At 68.2% G+C, this 15,324-nt stretch carries 14 protein-coding genes and 1 pseudogene; 2 read left to right on the top strand and 13 right to left on the bottom strand.

Features of this window, described 5'->3' with window-relative positions; genetic code table 11:
- Window positions 1–8 precede the first annotated feature (8 nt).
- The 9 genes from ACIHCL_RS33115 to ACIHCL_RS33075 form a co-directional block, all read right to left on the bottom strand.
- Entirely contained in the window at window positions 9–737 is a 729-nt protein-coding gene (locus tag ACIHCL_RS33115; RefSeq protein WP_399867854.1) for a transporter substrate-binding domain-containing protein, read from the bottom strand.
- A gap of 397 nt (window positions 738–1,134) precedes the next feature.
- A complete protein-coding gene (locus ACIHCL_RS33110; protein ID WP_399867852.1) occupies window positions 1,135–1,548 on the bottom strand; it encodes a hypothetical protein in 414 nt (137 codons plus the stop codon).
- 173 nt (window positions 1,549–1,721) lie between these two features.
- Entirely contained in the window at window positions 1,722–3,455 is a 1,734-nt protein-coding gene (locus ACIHCL_RS33105) for an amidase (RefSeq protein ID WP_399867850.1), read from the bottom strand.
- 541 nt (window positions 3,456–3,996) lie between these two features.
- Window positions 3,997–4,857 (bottom strand): ABC transporter ATP-binding protein, encoded by an 861-nt coding sequence (locus ACIHCL_RS33100; RefSeq protein ID WP_399867848.1) that lies wholly within the window; start codon window positions 4,855–4,857, stop codon window positions 3,997–3,999.
- Window positions 4,850–5,824: an ABC transporter ATP-binding protein gene (locus tag ACIHCL_RS33095; RefSeq protein ID WP_399867846.1), complete on the bottom strand. Its 975-nt coding sequence runs from the start codon at window positions 5,822–5,824 to the stop codon at window positions 4,850–4,852. The genes ACIHCL_RS33100 and ACIHCL_RS33095 overlap by 8 nt, the downstream gene beginning before the upstream one ends.
- Entirely contained in the window at window positions 5,821–6,678 is an 858-nt protein-coding gene (locus ACIHCL_RS33090) for an ABC transporter permease (RefSeq protein ID WP_399867845.1), read from the bottom strand. The genes ACIHCL_RS33095 and ACIHCL_RS33090 overlap by 4 nt, the downstream gene beginning before the upstream one ends.
- Window positions 6,675–7,634 (bottom strand): ABC transporter permease, encoded by a 960-nt coding sequence (locus tag ACIHCL_RS33085; protein WP_399867843.1) that lies wholly within the window; start codon window positions 7,632–7,634, stop codon window positions 6,675–6,677. The genes ACIHCL_RS33090 and ACIHCL_RS33085 overlap by 4 nt, the downstream gene beginning before the upstream one ends.
- The gene (locus ACIHCL_RS33080) at window positions 7,631–9,298 is read right to left on the bottom strand and encodes an ABC transporter substrate-binding protein (RefSeq protein WP_399867842.1); all 1,668 of its coding nucleotides are present in this window, start codon (window positions 9,296–9,298) and stop codon (window positions 7,631–7,633) included. The genes ACIHCL_RS33085 and ACIHCL_RS33080 overlap by 4 nt, the downstream gene beginning before the upstream one ends.
- Window positions 9,299–9,378: 80 nt before the next feature.
- Window positions 9,379–10,389 carry an agmatine/peptidylarginine deiminase gene (locus tag ACIHCL_RS33075; RefSeq protein WP_399867841.1) on the bottom strand — a complete coding sequence of 337 codons (1,011 nt, stop codon included), beginning with the start codon at window positions 10,387–10,389 and terminating at the stop codon, window positions 9,379–9,381.
- A gap of 372 nt (window positions 10,390–10,761) precedes the next feature.
- Here ACIHCL_RS33075 and ACIHCL_RS33070 point away from each other — a divergent pair, with 372 nt between their 5' ends.
- Complete coding sequence (locus ACIHCL_RS33070; protein ID WP_399867839.1) at window positions 10,762–11,370, top strand: TetR/AcrR family transcriptional regulator; 609 nt, start codon at window positions 10,762–10,764, stop codon at window positions 11,368–11,370.
- Between the two features lie 144 nt (window positions 11,371–11,514).
- Here the strand turns inward: ACIHCL_RS33070 and ACIHCL_RS33065 are convergent, their stop codons facing one another.
- Window positions 11,515–12,093 carry a TetR/AcrR family transcriptional regulator gene (locus ACIHCL_RS33065; protein WP_399867838.1) on the bottom strand — a complete coding sequence of 193 codons (579 nt, stop codon included), beginning with the start codon at window positions 12,091–12,093 and terminating at the stop codon, window positions 11,515–11,517.
- A gap of 159 nt (window positions 12,094–12,252) precedes the next feature.
- Here ACIHCL_RS33065 and ACIHCL_RS33060 point away from each other — a divergent pair.
- Window positions 12,253–12,422: pseudogene (locus ACIHCL_RS33060) on the top strand (IS5/IS1182 family transposase); the annotation flags it as partial.
- On the opposite strand, the gene ACIHCL_RS33055 reads toward ACIHCL_RS33060, so the two are convergent.
- From ACIHCL_RS33055 to ACIHCL_RS33045, 3 genes are all read right to left on the bottom strand, one after another.
- On the bottom strand, window positions 12,407–12,865 hold the full coding sequence (locus ACIHCL_RS33055) for a GNAT family N-acetyltransferase (RefSeq protein ID WP_399867836.1): 459 nt from the start codon (window positions 12,863–12,865) through the stop codon (window positions 12,407–12,409). The pseudogene ACIHCL_RS33060 and the gene ACIHCL_RS33055 sit on opposite strands and share 16 nt — an antisense overlap.
- Window positions 12,866–13,055: 190 nt before the next feature.
- Window positions 13,056–13,769: a GNAT family N-acetyltransferase gene (locus ACIHCL_RS33050; protein WP_399867834.1), complete on the bottom strand. Its 714-nt coding sequence runs from the start codon at window positions 13,767–13,769 to the stop codon at window positions 13,056–13,058.
- Window positions 13,770–13,850: 81 nt separating this feature from the next.
- Entirely contained in the window at window positions 13,851–14,912 is a 1,062-nt protein-coding gene (locus tag ACIHCL_RS33045; protein WP_399867833.1) for a GNAT family N-acetyltransferase, read from the bottom strand.
- Window positions 14,913–15,324 lie beyond the last annotated feature (412 nt).

Below are 15,324 nucleotides of genomic sequence, written 5' to 3'. Positions count from 1 at the left end.
TCACCCGCTCAGTCCGAGGTCGCGAGACGCGACGCCGGGATCTTGTAGTTCTCGAGGATCTTGCCCATCTCGCCGTTCTCGATGAGCTTCTTCACACCCTCGGAGACGGGCTGCGACAGCTTCGACCCCTTGTTGGTGAAAACGCCGAACTTGGTCTCCGCGGGGAAGATCCCCTCGATATACGCAAGACCCTTGGTCTTCTCCACCATCAGCTGCAGGGCGATGTCGGTCTCGACGATGCCGTCGAGCTTGCCGTTGACCACCGACGCGATGATGTCGTTCGGCTGCGGATACTGCGACACCTTGACCGGAGCCTTGTCCTTGGCCGTGCAGTTGTCGCTGAGCTTCTTGAGCATGCCGGCGATCGCGCCGCCGCTCTGAACGCCGAAGTGGCCACCGCACAAGTCGAGTTTCTCCGTGTACTTGCCCTCGTTCGCAGGACGGACCGCGAGCGCCGGGCCGGTGACCATGTAGGCGACTCCGTCGAGTGTTTGCTCGCGCTCTTCATTCATGTAGAGCCCTGACCAGAGCAGATCACAGCGACCTGTTTGAAGCGCGGGAACCAAACCTTCGAATGCCTGGTTCTCCAGCTTAACGTTTACGTCCCAGAGTTTTCCGAGCGCTCGGATCCCGTCTGCGTCGATACCGACGATCTCGCCGTCAACACCATTTTTGTAGTACTCGAGCGGTGGATATGCGGAATCGATGCATGCGGTGAGCGTACCCGGGGTTGCCAAGCCCTCAGGCCCTTTCGAATTACCCGTCTCGGTGGTGGAGCTTTGCGCTGTGCACCCTGCCACGAGCAGGACCGGCAATACCGCTCCCAGACATATACTTGCCCTCACGCTGCGTCTTTGCATCGCTTCTTCCTTTGCTCGAGAATTCCTGCGCCCGGGTACTGTGCTGCAGCCGGGCGCTTTAAAGTACAAAGCTGTGAGCATCTACCTCAATGGGGGGAGGGCAGTGCAATGAGCGACCGGGAGTGTGCACGTGCACATTCGGATGGTGACCATGCGAGCGGCGTGCTGATCCTGCTGGTAGGGATACCGAACCCCGGGAGCGGCTTGTGAACCTCGGAACGAGCCGTTGTCAAGAGTTGTGGATCGAGTCGAACCAGGGCCTGACGATGCCGTCTCAGATGGCCTGGCAGCCGTCGTCGGCGTGGTCGAACGCTGCCGAGACCAGTACCTGCAGGACCACCCGGTTCTGTCGATGTGCTCCGGGCAGGCAGGGCGCGTTCCAGCCCTGCTTGATACAGCGCCAAAAGGCGGTGATCTCCACGCCGGTCCTGGCGCCGTAGGCACGGGCGGCCGCATCGATCGCCTTCTCAGCGTGGGTGCAGTCCTCGGCATCGCAGATCTCCTGTATCGCCTTGCCGCTCCCGGCTGCGCCGAATTCAGCAGATAGTTCACGACATTGTGGGCCTTGTGACCCCAGAGGGCTACCGGCCGCCCGCCTGCGGCCTTGGCGAGCGATCCGCAGCCCATGCGGGGCGAAACCAGGCTCGGCTGCCGCGCCAAAGCCGGCCACCGGCGGCACTGCGGACACGATGCGGAGGACCGCGACCGCCCTACGGTCGGATATCCGTGCCGTACGGAGGGCGGTTTCCTCGCCGCCTGCAAGTTCTCAGGTGCCTGCCCCGTCGGAATCTCAGACGCCGCCGGGTCCGCCCACCACAGCCCGGCCAGGGCGTTGTCCCGGCCGGGCGGCGCCGGGACGTCCTACAGCCGCGGAGTGCGCAGGGGCTCGGTACGCCGCTTCCCGGTAGCTTCGAAGGCTGCTGCCAAGTGCAGCAAGGAGGTGTCGGAGTAGGCGGGCCCGGCGAAGGTGAGCCCGACGGGCATCTCCGTGTCTGCCATGGTGCCCATGGGCACGGTCACCGTGGGGATCCCCAGGTGGCGGGGCGCCAGGTTGCCGTTGGCCACCCACACGCCGTTGGCCCAGCCGTGCGCCGCGGTGTCCGGGTTGATGTCCATGTCGGCGGCACCGACGTCGGCCACCGCCGGGAACACGACCGCGTCCAGGCCCACCCGTTCCATCCATTCCTCCAGGTCTACGCGGCGCGTGAGCTCCAACCCCTTGAGCCCCTCCGCCACGAACGGAAGCTGTGTGAACGGGGCCCCGGCCATTTCGCGCACCGACTGCGGGTAGTGCGAGATGTGTTCTTCCATGCCGTCGTAGCGGTCGGGCAGTGCGCCCTCGGGCTCCGGGAAGATCTGGCTGCCGTCCACACCGGCGATGGTGCTCAGGCCCGGGTCACCGTTGGCTGCGACGAAGTCCTCCCACGCCCAGGCGGAGAGCTCCACGAGCTCGGTGTGCAGGTACTCGGGAGGTACCAGGCCTCGGTCGGCGATGGTGGGGGCTCCGGGGCGGTCGCCCTCGTAGTTGGTCACCGTCGGGAAGTCGACCTCGATCACGGTGGCACCGGCGGCCTCCAGGTCAGCGCGGGCCGCGGCCCACAGGTCGATCACGGATGCGCGTGTGTGAATGCGGCGTCCCATGGCGCCGCCGATCCCGGGCCCCTTGCCCGTACCTGCCTGGGGGTCGGCGTTGATGTACATGCGCGGCACACCCAGCGTGACGCCACGCAGGGTCGCCCGCGCCTCATCGGGGCCGGACGGCGCCAGCCCCAGGTAGGACTCGGGGCGCACGTCGCCGGCCTTCGGGATGTCCACCCAAGGCTGGGTACGCCAAAAGTCCCCGCGTATCTCGGTGTCGTCGGCCACGACGACGTCGAGGACCTCAAGAAGGTCGGCCATGGTGCGGGTGTGGGGTACCACCACGTCCATGGTGGGCACGAGCGGCCAGTTCCCGCGCACCGAGATGACGCCGCGCGAGGGGGTGTAGGCACAGAGGGCGTTGTTGGAGGCCGGGCCGCGCCCGCTGGACCAGGTTTCCTCGCCCAGGCCGAACGCGCCGAAGCTCGCAGCAGTTGCGGTGCCCGAGCCGTTGGAGGAGCCGGAGCCGAAGGGGGCCGTGAGGTAGTCGGCGTTGTAGGGGCTCTCCGCACGCCCGTAGAGACCGCGCTGCATTCCGCCGTTGGCCATGGGTGGCATGTTCGTCAGCCCCAGGCAGACGGCGCCGGCGGCACGCAGGCGCTCGATGGTGAACGCGTCGCGCTGCGCCACCAGCTGCGCGAACGCCGGGGATCCGGCCGCGACGGTGAGCCCGCGCACCAGGTAGCTGTTCTTGGCGGTGTAGGGGATCCCGTCCAGTGGACCGAGCGTCTGCCCGGCCGCGCGGCGCGCATCGGATGCCTCCGCCTCCGTCAGTGCCCCGGGGTTGTGGACCACTACGGCGTTCAGGGCTGTGGGCGTGCCCGGCGCGTCGTAGGCTGCGATGCGCTCCTGGCAGGCGCGCACCAGCTCGACGGCGGTGGTGCGCTGCTCCTCCAGTGCTGCCCGGAGCTGGGCGATCGATGCCTCGACCACGTCGAAGCGTTCGGGGGTGTTCATGTGTTGGCCTCCGTAGGGGGCGGAAGGGGTTGGGGTGGCCCGGCCGCTGACGACGGCGCGGGGATGTCCCGGCTCCTGACGAGCGCGTCGATGCGCGCCCGCGGGTAGGGGAACGAGTGCAGGCGTGAGGGTGCCGCTGGTGACGTTCGCGGTGGCCGGCGCGGGCAGGGCAGGAACGCCCGTGACCGCGGAGCCGGCCGCATTGGCGCCGCTGACGGCCTCCACCCGCCCGGGTCGGCCGGCGGGGATGACATCGTTGGCCCACTGCGTGCCTGTAGCCTGCGGATGGCGCCCGGGTTCTCCATGGCGGCGGCTACGCGGGCCCGATGCCACCACCTCGTGACGATGAACGACGCGCTGTCTGGGCATCGGAGAGGCCTGGTGGAGGAACGGGCAGCATGGCTGCGGTGCTCAGTGCAGCTGCGGACGCTCACCCACCGGGCTCGGCACCGGCCGTCCGAAGAACGACCACGCCGGTCTGCACGATGGCAGGTCCCGCTCAGCGGCACTGGCCCTCGGTCCGCCGGGGCCGGCGAGCGCTTCAAAGTGCTCGGCGTGCCGCGGAGATACGCCTCGGGTCCCAGCCTGGCCGGGGAACCGAGTCCATCAGCAGGCGGGTATATGGGTGTCGGGGGTCGGCGAGAACCTGCTCGGTGCGGCCCGACTCGACAATGCGGCCGTGGCGCATGACGAGGACGTCGTCGGTGACGCAGCGGACGACGCCGAGGTCGTGGGTGATGAACAGGTAGGCAATGCCGGTCCGTTCGCGGATGTCGGCGAGCAGATTGAGGATCTGGGCCTGGACGGAGACGTCGAGTGCCGCGACGGCCTCGTCGAGGACCAGGGCCGCAGGTTCTACGGCCAAGGCGCGGGCGATAGCGGCGCGTTGACGCTGGCCACCGGAGAGTTGGCGCGGCAGGGCGCTTTCCTCGCGCGTTCCGAGGCCGACCTGGGCGAGTAGTTCCGCGATCCGGGAGGTGTGGTCGGTGCCGGGGAAGTGGAGACGCAGGGTCTCGCGCAGAACCTTCCCGACGGTGATGCGTGGGTCAAGGGAGAGGAAGGGGTCCTGGAAAACCATCTGCACCTCGCGGGCTCGGGCAAGCCGGGCGTCGCGTCGGCGCTCACGGCGGTCGGCGCGGTCACGGCCGTGGACCAGGACGTGTCCGGCGTCGCTGCGTTCAAGACCCGCGACGATGCGTGCGGTGGTGGTCTTGCCGGAGCCGGACTCCCCCACGATGCCCAGCGATCCGCCTTGGCGGACGATGAAGGAGACGTCGTCCACGGCCTGCACGTTGCCGAAGCAGCGACGCAGGCCGGTGACCTCCAGGACGGTCGCGCTGCCCGATGGACTGGAGGTGCCGCAGCGCAGGGCGGCGTTGGCCGGTCGGACGGTTCTACGCATCGGCGGTCATCTTTTCGAGCTGGTCGCTGTGGTGGCAGGCCACCTGGCGGGATGGGTCGGCAATGGGGTGCAGCGCGGGGGCCCGTTCGGTGCAGACCGCGGTGGTGAATCGGCATCGGGGTGCGAATGGGCAGCCTGTCAGTTTCTGCTGCAGGCTCGGGGGTTGGCCGTCGATGGCGGTGAGTCGGCCGCGTGGGGCATCCAGGCGTGGGGTGGAGCTGAGCAGAGCGGTTGTGTAGGGGTGGTGAGGTCGCCGGAACAGCGACTCGGCCGGGCCTGTCTCGGCGATCCGGCCCGCGTACATGACGTAGACGCGGTCGCTGATGGCGGCGGCCAGTCCCAGGTCGTGGGTGACGAAGAGGAGTCCGGTGCCGAATTGCTCGCGCAGGTCGTCGAGGAGACCGACCACCTCGGCCTGGGTGGTCACGTCGAGGGCGGTGGTGGGCTCGTCGGCCAGGACCAGGGCTGGGTCTCCCATCAGCGCGGCGGCGATCATGACGCGTTGGAGCATCCCGCCGGAGAGCCGGCCCGGGTACTGGCCGAGCACCGTGTGGCTGAGGCCGACGGATTCCAGCATCCGTGCGGCCCGTGCGGTGGCCTCGGCCGCCGGGGTGCCGGCGTTCAGGCGGAGGCTCTCGGTGAGGAAGTCGCCGATGCGGCGCAGCGGGTTGATGGCGGCCCGCGGGTCCTGGAAGATCATCGCTGCGGTGTGGGTGCGCAGCCGCCGGAGTTCGGCGGGGGGCATGGCCAGGGTGTCCTGGCCGTCGACGAGGATGCTGCCCTCGGTGGCGGCTCCTGGCGGCAGCAGTCGCAGCACGCTGCGGGAGGTGAGGGTTTTGCCGGAGCCCGACTCGCCGACCAGGGCGACGGTCTCCTTGCGGGCGACGGTCAGGTCGATGCCGTCGAGGACTGGTCGCGCAGTGTTGGGCAGGCGCAGGCGCAGGCCCCGGATGTCGAGGGTGTTCACCGGTTCCTCCTTGCGACCTGGTCGGCCCAGCGTTCGCCGACGACGTTGAAGGCGACGACGGTCAGCACGATCGCCACGCAGGGCAGGATCGCGGACAGGGGGTAGCCGGACTGGATGGCGGTCTCGCCGTCGAAGACCATGCGGCCCCAGTCGGGTGTGAGCGGTGGGACGCCGAGGCCGAGGAAGGAGAGGCCGGCCAGGTCGATCAGTGCGTATCCGAAGTTGACAGTGGACTGGGCGAGTACGACGGGCGCGATGTTGGGGAGAACGTGCCGCAGGCAGGTCTGCGTGCCTGAGTGGCCCTGGACGTAGTAGGCCTCGATGTAGGGGCGTTGGCGCTCCGCCAGGACGAGGGAGCGGGTGAGCCTGCTGACGTAGGGCACGTAGGCGACCCCGAGGGCGAGGACTGGTGCGGCCAGGCCGGGACCGTTGACTGCGGTGATGAGGATGGCCAGCAGCAGGCCAGGGAAGGCGAAGACGAGTTCGGTGGTGCGGGAGAGTACGGAGTCGAGCCAGCCGCCGCGCCAGCCTGCGCTGATTCCCACCGCAACGCCGATCACGGTGGAGAAGAAGACGACGCCGAGCGGGCCGAGCAGTGAGGTGCGGGCGCCGACCAGAAGGCGGGACAGGGTGTCCCGTCCGGAGGCGTCCACGCCGAGCGGATGCGCGGCGGAGGGCCCGGCCAGCGCGTCGCCGAGTTCGACGGCGTTGGGGGCGTGCGGGGCGATCCAGGGCGCGGCGATCGCCAGCAGCACGAGCAGTCCGACGAAGCCGAGGCAGAGCCGGTAGAGCGGAGCGCGGGTGGTGCGGAGCCGGGACAGCACCGGACGGCGCGCCAGTGTGGCGGTGGTCATGAGGATGGTCCCCGCTCGCCGAGGACGACCCGTGGGTCGACCAGCGGGTGGAGAAGGTCGACGACGAGGTTCACGGTCATGAAGAGCCCCACGATGATCAGGGAGACGGCCTGGACCACGGGAAAGTCCTTGGTGGTCGCGGCCAGGTCGAGCAGCTGTCCGATGCCGTTGACGCTGAAGGCGGATTCGACCAGCACGGTGCAGATCAGCAGGGTGGAGACGATCAGCCCGCTCATGGTGAGCACGGTGCCGAGCGAGTTGCGGAAGACGTGACGCCAGACCAGTTTGCGTTCTGTCACGCCTCGGCTGCGGGCGACGGTGACGTGCTCGTGGCCGAGGGCTTCGAGCATGGTGCTACGGGTGACGCGGGCGAGCATGCCGATCAGGTAGAGAGCCAGAGCGACGGCGGGCAGGGTCAGATGCCAGATCATCTGCCAAATGCCGCTGCCGGTTCCGCTGCTGGGGAACCAGTGCAGTTTGACCGCGAACAATCCTTGCAGGAGGACGGCGGCCACGAACGACGGGATTCCGACGGCGAAGGTGGTGGCGACCAGGATCGCAGAGTCCGTCCGGCCGCCGCGGACCGAGCCGATCCAGCCGAGCGCCAGGCCCACCACCACGACCAGTACGAGCGCCATCGCGACCAGGAGCAGCGTGGCGGGCAGCCGGGCGGCCAGCAGACTCGAGACGCTGGTGCGGTACTCGACGGAACGGCCGAAGTCGCCCTGCAGAATTTGGCCGAGCCAGTGCAGGTACTGCACCGCGAAGGGGTCGTCCAGGTGATACTGCTCGTTGATCGCCTTGATCGCTTCCGGGGATGCGGAGCGTCCGGAGAGCAGGAAGCTCGCGGGGTTGCCCGGAGCGAGGTACATCGCCCCGAAGATCACGAGTGAAGCGCCCAGGAGCGTGAGGGCCATCTCCGTCAGGCGCCTGGCGGCGAAGCGCGCGAACCTCATTGCGCGGCCCCGACATCGGCGGCCCAGGGGTAGTAGAGGTAGGAGATGGTGGTCGGGGCGCCCGTGATGCGTTTGTTGAGGAAGACGCTGGTCGGCCACTCCGCGACGGGGATCCACAGCACGTCGTCCGCCGCGATCTTCTGGATCTCGGCCTCGATCGCGAGCCGCCGGGCTGGTTCGTAGGTGTTGACGGCCTGCTGCACAAGCTTGTCGTAGTCCGGGTTGCTGTAGTCGGCGTGGTTCTCGAACGCGCCGGTCTCGAAGCTGGACAGGAGGTCCAACGGGTCGGTGACGGAGAGGTAGTAAGTCTCGGGGAACATGTCCAGGCCGGCCCGTGCCTCGGGGTCGGAGAACAGCGCGGTGTAGGCGTTCGGCGCGATGGTCTTCAGCCGCACGTTCAGGCCGATCTCGGTGCCGGCCGCCTGCACCGCGGTGGCGAGCAGGGAGACGTCCTGGCCGATGGGGCTGGTGGCGATGGTGACCGTGCTGCCGGTGGCTCCGGCGTCCTTGATCAGGGCTCTGGCCTTGTCGAGGTCCCGCGTCGCGGAGGGGAGGTCGTCGAAGGCGGCCTTCTTGACCTGGGGTTCGGCGGCGTCCCAGGCGGCGTGCGGGGTGAGGGAGGTGGAGATGTTCGCGGCCCCGGCGAGGGCGGCCTTCACGAAGCCTTTGCGGTCCAGCGCCATCGACAGCGCGCGGCGCACCCGGACGTCGCCGAGGGGGCCTTTCATGTTGGTGACGTTGACGTTGATCGTCGTCAGGCCCTCGCCGAAGAAGAGAGTGCCCTGCCCGCTGTTCCTCAGACGGGCGTAGCTCTCGGTGGGGATGAGGTAGCTGCCGTCGACCTCGCCGCTGAGCAGGGCGTTGGTCTGTGCGGAGGGGTCGGTGAGGATGTTGAAGACGACCTTGCCGGATTTGGCCTTCGCGCCCCAGTAGTCGTCGAAGCGGTCGAGTGTGACGGACTGGCCCTTGGTCCAGGTGCCGAGCCGGTAGGGGCCGGTGCAGTCCAGGCTGCCCGTGGTGCCGTAGTCCTGGCCGGCTGCCTTGATCCTCTTGGTGCTGGCCACGGCGCCGGCGGCGGTGGCCATGTACTGCGGGAACTGCGAGTCGGGCCGCTTGAGCTTGACGGTGACCTGCAAGGGCCCGGTCTTACCAATGGAAGCGACGTTCTGGAACGTCTGGATCCAGTAGGAGCCGAGGCTCGGGTCCAGGTGCCGCTTGAGGCTGTGGACGACGTCGTCCGCCGTCATCACACCGCCGTCGTGGAAACGGACGTCGGGCCGCAGGTCGAAGACGAAGGTGGTCGGGTTCGGAGTCTCGAGCCTCTCCGCGAGCCCTGGCTCCTCCTTGAGCTGCGGCGTCCACCGCATCAGGCTCTCGCAGACGTTCGAGAGGATCAGGTTCTGGTTGTAGTCGAACGAGTAGATGTAGTCCAGGGTCGGCGGTTCGGCGTACAGGCCCCAGGTGAAGGAGGCGATGCCGCCCTTCGCTGTCGGCGTGCCCGCCGACAGCCGGAACGTCGTGTTCTCGTTCCCGTGCCCCGACTGGCCGGTGTCGGGCGGCCCGGAACAGGACACCACCAGGGCGAGGGAGACGGCGCCGGCGAGCGCGGCGGCGGTGCGCCGGCCTGCTCTGCGGATGTGTGATCTGGGCAGCAGTTCTGGCATGGCGCTCTCTCTTCACTGGCTTGGCGGGCGAGGGGACGCTCTCGGCTGTGGCGGGCTGGGCGGGGCTACGGCGCCGAGTCTCAGGCGAGGGTGCCTGCTGCAGGCACCTGCTGCGTGATGCAGTGGACACCGCCACCGCCGTAGGCGACGACGCGGCTGCGCACGCCGACGACCTTGCGGCCCGGGAACGCCGAGGCGATCACGGCCAGCGCACCATCGTCCTGCGGGATGTCGGCGACGGGCACGACGACCCCGCCGTTGGCGACGTAGAAGTTGAGGTAGCCGACCTCGGTTCGCTCACCGTCGACCTCCACGAAGGCGCTCTGCGGCAGGTCGATGATCTCCAGCGTGCGCCCCCGGGCATCGACCGAGGCCTCGAGCACGGCGCGGTTGGCCCGCATCCGCGCGAAGTCGGGGTGGTCCGGGTTGCTGGGGAGCTGGACCAGCACCTTGCCGGGTGCGACGAACGCGCAGACTCCGTCGACGTGCCCGTCGGTCTCGGTGTCTTCCAGGCCGCCGTAGGGAAGCCAGATCACGGTGGTCACGCCGAGACGGGACTTGAGTTCGTCCTCGATCTGCTGCCGAGTCATTCCCGGGTTGCGGTTGGGGTGGAGCAGGCACTGTTCGGTGGTGATGAGTGTGCCCTCGCCGTCCACCGTGATTGCGCCGCCTTCGAGGATCATCGAGGAGCCGATACGCGGGACGTCGAACCGCTCCAGCAGCAAGGCCGAGATCTTGTCGTCGGCATCCCACGGATGGTGCTTTCCGCCCCAGGCGTTGAAGCGGAAGTCGACGCCGGCGCGTTCGCCGTCCCGGCCAAGAACGAAGATCGGTCCGGAGTCGCGGAACCACGAGTCGTCGATGGGCAGCTCCACCACTTCGACGCTGTCCCCGCACAGTGCGCGGGCCTGATCTCCCTGCCCAGGGCAGGCGACCATGGTGACCGGCTCGAACTCGGCGATCGCACGGGCGACGGCCGCGTACTCGCACCGGACCTCGTCCAGCACCTCCCCCCACAGGTCCGGGCGTGTCGGCCAGGCCATCAGGCAGCGCTCGTGCTCGGTCCACTCGGCCGGCATTCGGAAGGACATAGGGATCTCCTCTGGTGCATCTGCGTAGCTAGTCGTTCGGCGATCGGACCCATCACGGAGGACAGGTCCGGGACGAGCCCGTCAGGAGCGGGGCCGTCCATGACTGACAGCCCCTCCCCGGAGCTGCCCCCGGGATCCGGGAAGCCGTGCCCCGCATCTTCCATCCACCTGAAAATTCAGTCAATCCCCCTCGGGCGGATAAATTCCCTCTGAAATGTGGGGATTTAGAGCGATATGAGCACCCTCTGATACACCGCCGGTCAACCTGGATGGCTGCAGCTCCACCCCGAAATCCCCCAGCCCAGCGCCGCACTCCGGGGGTTCCTGAAATTTCGATCAGTTTTTTCCCCGGACGTTATAGCCTCTACGCTCGTGCCAGACCGTCGAACACAGATCCTGAGAGCAGCAGCACGGCTGATCGCGCGACGCGGAGTACGCGGGTTGCGCATCGGCGAACTGGCCGAAGAGGCCGGCGTGTCGACCGCCTTGATCTACTACCACTTCACCGACCGCGCTGAACTCCTGCGCCGCACCCTGGAGTTCATCAACGAGCGCGCGGACCGATACACCGCCGTGCGGGATCCCGCCGTCCAGCCACTCGATCCGCGCACCGACCTGGAGCACGCACTTCTGCTCGAACTGCAGGACACCCCGGAAGTGCGCGAGAACAGCACCGCCTGGGGAGAGTTGCGCGCCAGCGCGGTCTTCCGCCCGGACCTACGAGAGGACCTCGCCCGCGCCTCACTCGCCTGGGTCAACGAGACGGCTGAACTCATCGCCCGCGCCCGCCCGCAGAACACCGCATCGGCCAACGCGGCCGCCGCCGAGCGCCTGACGTCCCTACTGGAGGGGCTGAGCGTGCGCTGGCTGAGCGGCTCGCTCCCTCTCGACCACGCCCGGCGGCTGCTCAAGGAGGCGATAGCCGTCGAACTCGCGGACGCCACCCGCGGCTCCGGCACAGCCAGCGGTGGCACCCTCTGACCTGACCGTGCACCGCTCCTGCCGCAGAGCAAAACCTGACTGGGATATCAGTCAAGACACAGCGACCGTCTGCCTACCCCCGCGTCTCCGTTTCCTGTGGTCAGGTACCTGGGGCGCACGATCGCGCCCCGCACCTTTCGGATGTCACCCGGCCAGGCGAGCCAACTCCGCGTCGATGGCCTCGGCCATCAGGTGGCGGGCATGCACGAGTGGCAAGCTCCCGCTGAGCCATCGGACGCTCAAGCCTTCCAGGAGCGCGGTAAGGCGCTCTGCCGCCTGAGCCAGCGCGGCTGCTCCGGCCATGGGATGCACCTTCCCCAGCAGCTCCGCGACTTCCTGCACCCACATCAACGTGGCTCGCGCCAGATCTTCACGCAGCTCCGGCTCGAAGACCGCACTGGCACGCAGCTCGCCCCAGGCCGTGCTGTTCTCACGGACCTCCGGCGTGTCCTGCAGTTCGAGCAGCAGCGTCTGCTCCAGTTCGCCGCGCGCGTCCACGGCTGGGGCGCCGGGATCGCGCTGACGGGTATACCGCTCGGCTCGATCGTTGATGAACTCGAGCGTGGCCCGGAGTATCCCCGTGCGGTGCTTGAAGTGGTAGTAGATCAGGGCTGTGGAGACGTCGGCTTCCTCCGCGAGCTCCTCGACCCTCAGACCGCGGACACCCCGCCGCGCGATCACCCGAGCTGCGGCTTCCAGGATCATCGTTCTACGGTCGGCCATAAGCCCGCAGCTTATACGGGGCCGAGCACTGACTGAAACTCCAGTTGAGCAGGGCCCCGGGTGAGCGTGGGCCGGGCTCCCCTATGGTTTGCCGAGCTCCGGATTACCCGGCCGATCGGCTCGTAACCGACGACGCCCGCTGCCGGGCCAGTCCGGTGCCTCCATGCGGACAAAGCCCACGACCGGGCGGACCTGCCCAGATGGCTTCGACGGAAGCGGATCGGCGTGTGCATCGCACGCAAAGGCATCGGCTCCAGTGCACGCTCGGGGCACCGCCGATGGCCATCGAGCGCACCATGCCGTGGCTGTCCGGCTACCGCCGAGTCAACCTCTGCGGGCAGAGGAAGAACAGTTCGGGATCCCCCTCGTCCAGGCCATGGAGCAGACCGATCGGGCTCCAGCCAGCGCGTTGCAGCAAGCGCTGCATGGGCTGGTTGGAGACGTTCGTCGAGGTGAACAACTTCGGGCTGGTACAGCTTGCCTCGACAGCGTCGAGCAGACGTGCCCCGACACCTCGTCGGCGGGTGCCGGGCGCGACCATCAGCATGGTGACGAAGCCCTGCTCGAAGAAGGTGTACTCCAGCACGCTGTAACCCAGAGGACCGGACGAGTCTTCAGCCATGACAACTGAGCTCTGCTCGCACCATCGTCGGATGTTCGTGCGTCGCGCGGAGTCGCCGGCTGCCACGATCGAGTCAATGCCGGCGAGTGCGGCCCAGTCCGAAGTACCCGCAGCACGCACCAGAAAGCTGCTGGAGTTCTGGATGCTCATGGAATACATCGTGGCAGCACATGACGGCGACATTCATCCGTCCGCTCGGCTTGGGCCGATGCCCACCAGGCCAAGCTGCGTCCCGCACCCCGAAACTCAGCCACCCCCGCTCTCGACCAACCTTCGACATCCCGGCTCACATTGCCGCCCCGCACCCCGACCAACGCTCCCTCCGGCGTCGTGGAGAGTTTCAATCCGGCGAGACGACGTCCCATGTGCCGAATCGCGTCAGGCCGGCTGATCCGGCCGCTGCCACTGAGGCATGGTTGTCGAGCTGGCAGCGGTACTGAGGTTCGTGTTTCCGTGCGAGGGCGTGCCGGGAGATCGCCCGTACGAGACGCCGGGCGTGCCCCTTACCGCGGTAGGACGGGAGGGTCAGGACGCCGAGGTCGGCCAGCGGAGCATCGTTCCACGGGTACATGCTCGCCACGCACACCAGCCGTCCGTCGTCGAAGGCGCCGTATACGGCCCAGTGATCCAGTTCGACCGATGCGTCGTCGAGGTCCTGTTCCGACGCGGCTTCCTCGAACTGCTCGAACGCCCGCGCATCGGCCTCGGTGAGCGCGCGGATCGAGGGGGCGTCCGGTTCGCCGAGCAGTGTTTCCCGGTCCTTCTCGGTGAAGTAGAACAGGTTGTCGGCTCCGTGCAGCGAGATGCCGGACTCCTCCAGGCGTCGCCGGAAGCCCGCCTCGTCGACCGGCCGTCCTTCTTCCAGTGCCATGGTCACAGCGATGGCCGGCGTGAGCAGTACGCGTGTCTTTCCGTCAGTCGTCGTGAGAATGGTGAGTCGTTCATCCTCCTCCAGGGCGGCATCGGCGGTGACGCTGAAATCGTCGTCGCCGTAGAGGAGTCGGCTTGTCGGGGACGGGCTCAGCCAGAAGTCGGTGATGGCGGAAGGGAACATGTCCAGGGCTTTCTGCTCGTCGTGGTCGGGTGGTAGCTGGGCGATGCCGTGAATGGTCGTACGGCCGGACGCGCCCGGGGTTCAGAAGCGCTTGACGAGGCTGACCGAGCGGTCGGTGACGGTGAAACCAAGGCTCTGATACAGGCCGAGGGCGCCGGTGGGGTTCTCGGCATCGACATCGAGCACGGCGTGGTTCAGGCCGTCGGCCCGCAAGGCCCCCAGCACGTGGGCCAGCATCGCACGGGCCAGCCCGTTTCCTCGCGCCTCCCGCCGTACGCCGACAGCCGTCACATATCCGAACGGGCCGCCCCGCAGCGGCCATTCTTCCTGGGCCACGTCGACGAAGACGAAACCGACGACGCGCTCGCCCTCGTGTGTTCCGGGGGTGACGGCGAGTACGGACAGATCCGGGCGGAACGCGCTCAGGCGGTCGCCTGCGGCCCATTCGGCGGCGGTGACCGGCTGAGTGCCCCAGTGGTCGCGGAACGCGTCGTTCAACGCGGACCTGGCTCGTTCCTGCCATGCCTCGGCATAGGGCACGAACCGCACTCCGGAGAGAGGCGGCGGCTCGGCGACCGGTGCGGCGAGGTCGCGTTCCAGCTCCATCCACCACCGGGCTCGTTCGTAGCCGTGTGTCTCCAGGAGCCGGATCGCAGGGGTGGCATGGTCGTGGGCGCTCGAGGCGAGCCATCCGGGCAGGGCGGCGTCGCAGGCCGCGAGATGCTGGAGTGCGCGGGCCTCCTGCCATGCCAGCAGCGCCCTGCCGATGCCTTCGCCACGGCGGTCCGGGATCACGGTTCCGTCGAGTTCCACCCAGACGATCGTCTCCTGGCTCGCCGGGGCCACGGCCGAGCCGTAGGCGACGGCCCGCCCGGCGGAATCGACAGCGATCACCGCGTCGTTCCCGGGGGTGAACGCCGCGCTTGCAAACTCCTCTTCCAGCTCGTCTCTCATGACCAGCGAGTGCGGGTGGTCGATCCTTCCCGCGGCATGCCTCAGGTCGAGAATCAGCCCGATGTCGTCGGCGGTGACAGGTCTCCAGACAAGTCCGTCACCGATGGTGGGCAGCGCGATGGACGACGGCGCGGTCACCCGGTCACGCAATGGGCGGAGTCCAGGACTGTGGTGTGCCGTCCTGCTCACGGAGGATCCTCTCTCGGCGTCGGCTGTGTACTGGGGAAATACTGTGGCGGCGGGCCAACAGGAAAACAGGCGTGCGGACCCGCGTTCCACGAAGAGCCGCATCGTGCGGTCTGCGTCTTCGTCCCGAAGACGCTCGGGCTGTTCGGCCCCCGCGCGTCAGCGACAACGATCGTATCGACCGAAAATCACTAGAAGAACTGATTAATCCAGCACACTGGGAGCGGTGCTGTGGACCCGGTGTGCGGTCATCGGCTCACGGCCATCGCGCGGTTCTGCGAGCGGTGGCCGCTTCCGGCTCGGTCTCGGCGCTCATCCGCCGGCCCGCAGGATCGAGGTGAGCTTTTTCTCCAGGACGTGCTTGGGCGCCGCACCGACCCACGAGCCCGCGGGCCGACCGCCCGCGTAGACGACG

Origin of the sequence: Streptomyces sp. NPDC052042, from assembly GCF_044548345.1 — a bacterium.
Taxonomy (GTDB): Bacteria; Actinomycetota; Actinomycetes; order Streptomycetales; family Streptomycetaceae; genus Streptomyces.
This window is presented reverse-complemented; position numbering and strand designations above follow the sequence as displayed.

Bases quoted from the DNA above. Each gene is read 5' to 3' on its own strand.
- ACIHCL_RS33080 (WP_399867842.1), bottom strand. From the start codon at position 9,298: ATGCCAGAACTGCTGCCCAGATCACACATCCGCAGAGCAGGCCGGCGC.
- ACIHCL_RS33085 (WP_399867843.1), bottom strand. From the start codon at position 7,634: ATGAGGTTCGCGCGCTTCGCCGCCAGGCGCCTGACGGAGATGGCCCTC.
- ACIHCL_RS33065 (WP_399867838.1), bottom strand. From the start codon at position 12,093: ATGGCCGACCGTAGAACGATGATCCTGGAAGCCGCAGCTCGGGTGATC.
- ACIHCL_RS33075 (WP_399867841.1), bottom strand. From the start codon at position 10,389: ATGTCCTTCCGAATGCCGGCCGAGTGGACCGAGCACGAGCGCTGCCTG.
- ACIHCL_RS33105 (WP_399867850.1), bottom strand. From the start codon at position 3,455: ATGAACACCCCCGAACGCTTCGACGTGGTCGAGGCATCGATCGCCCAG.
- ACIHCL_RS33050 (WP_399867834.1), bottom strand. From the start codon at position 13,769: ATGTTCCCTTCCGCCATCACCGACTTCTGGCTGAGCCCGTCCCCGACA.
- ACIHCL_RS33090 (WP_399867845.1), bottom strand. From the start codon at position 6,678: ATGACCACCGCCACACTGGCGCGCCGTCCGGTGCTGTCCCGGCTCCGC.
- ACIHCL_RS33100 (WP_399867848.1), bottom strand. From the start codon at position 4,857: ATGCGTAGAACCGTCCGACCGGCCAACGCCGCCCTGCGCTGCGGCACC.
- ACIHCL_RS33055 (WP_399867836.1), bottom strand. From the start codon at position 12,865: ATGAGCATCCAGAACTCCAGCAGCTTTCTGGTGCGTGCTGCGGGTACT.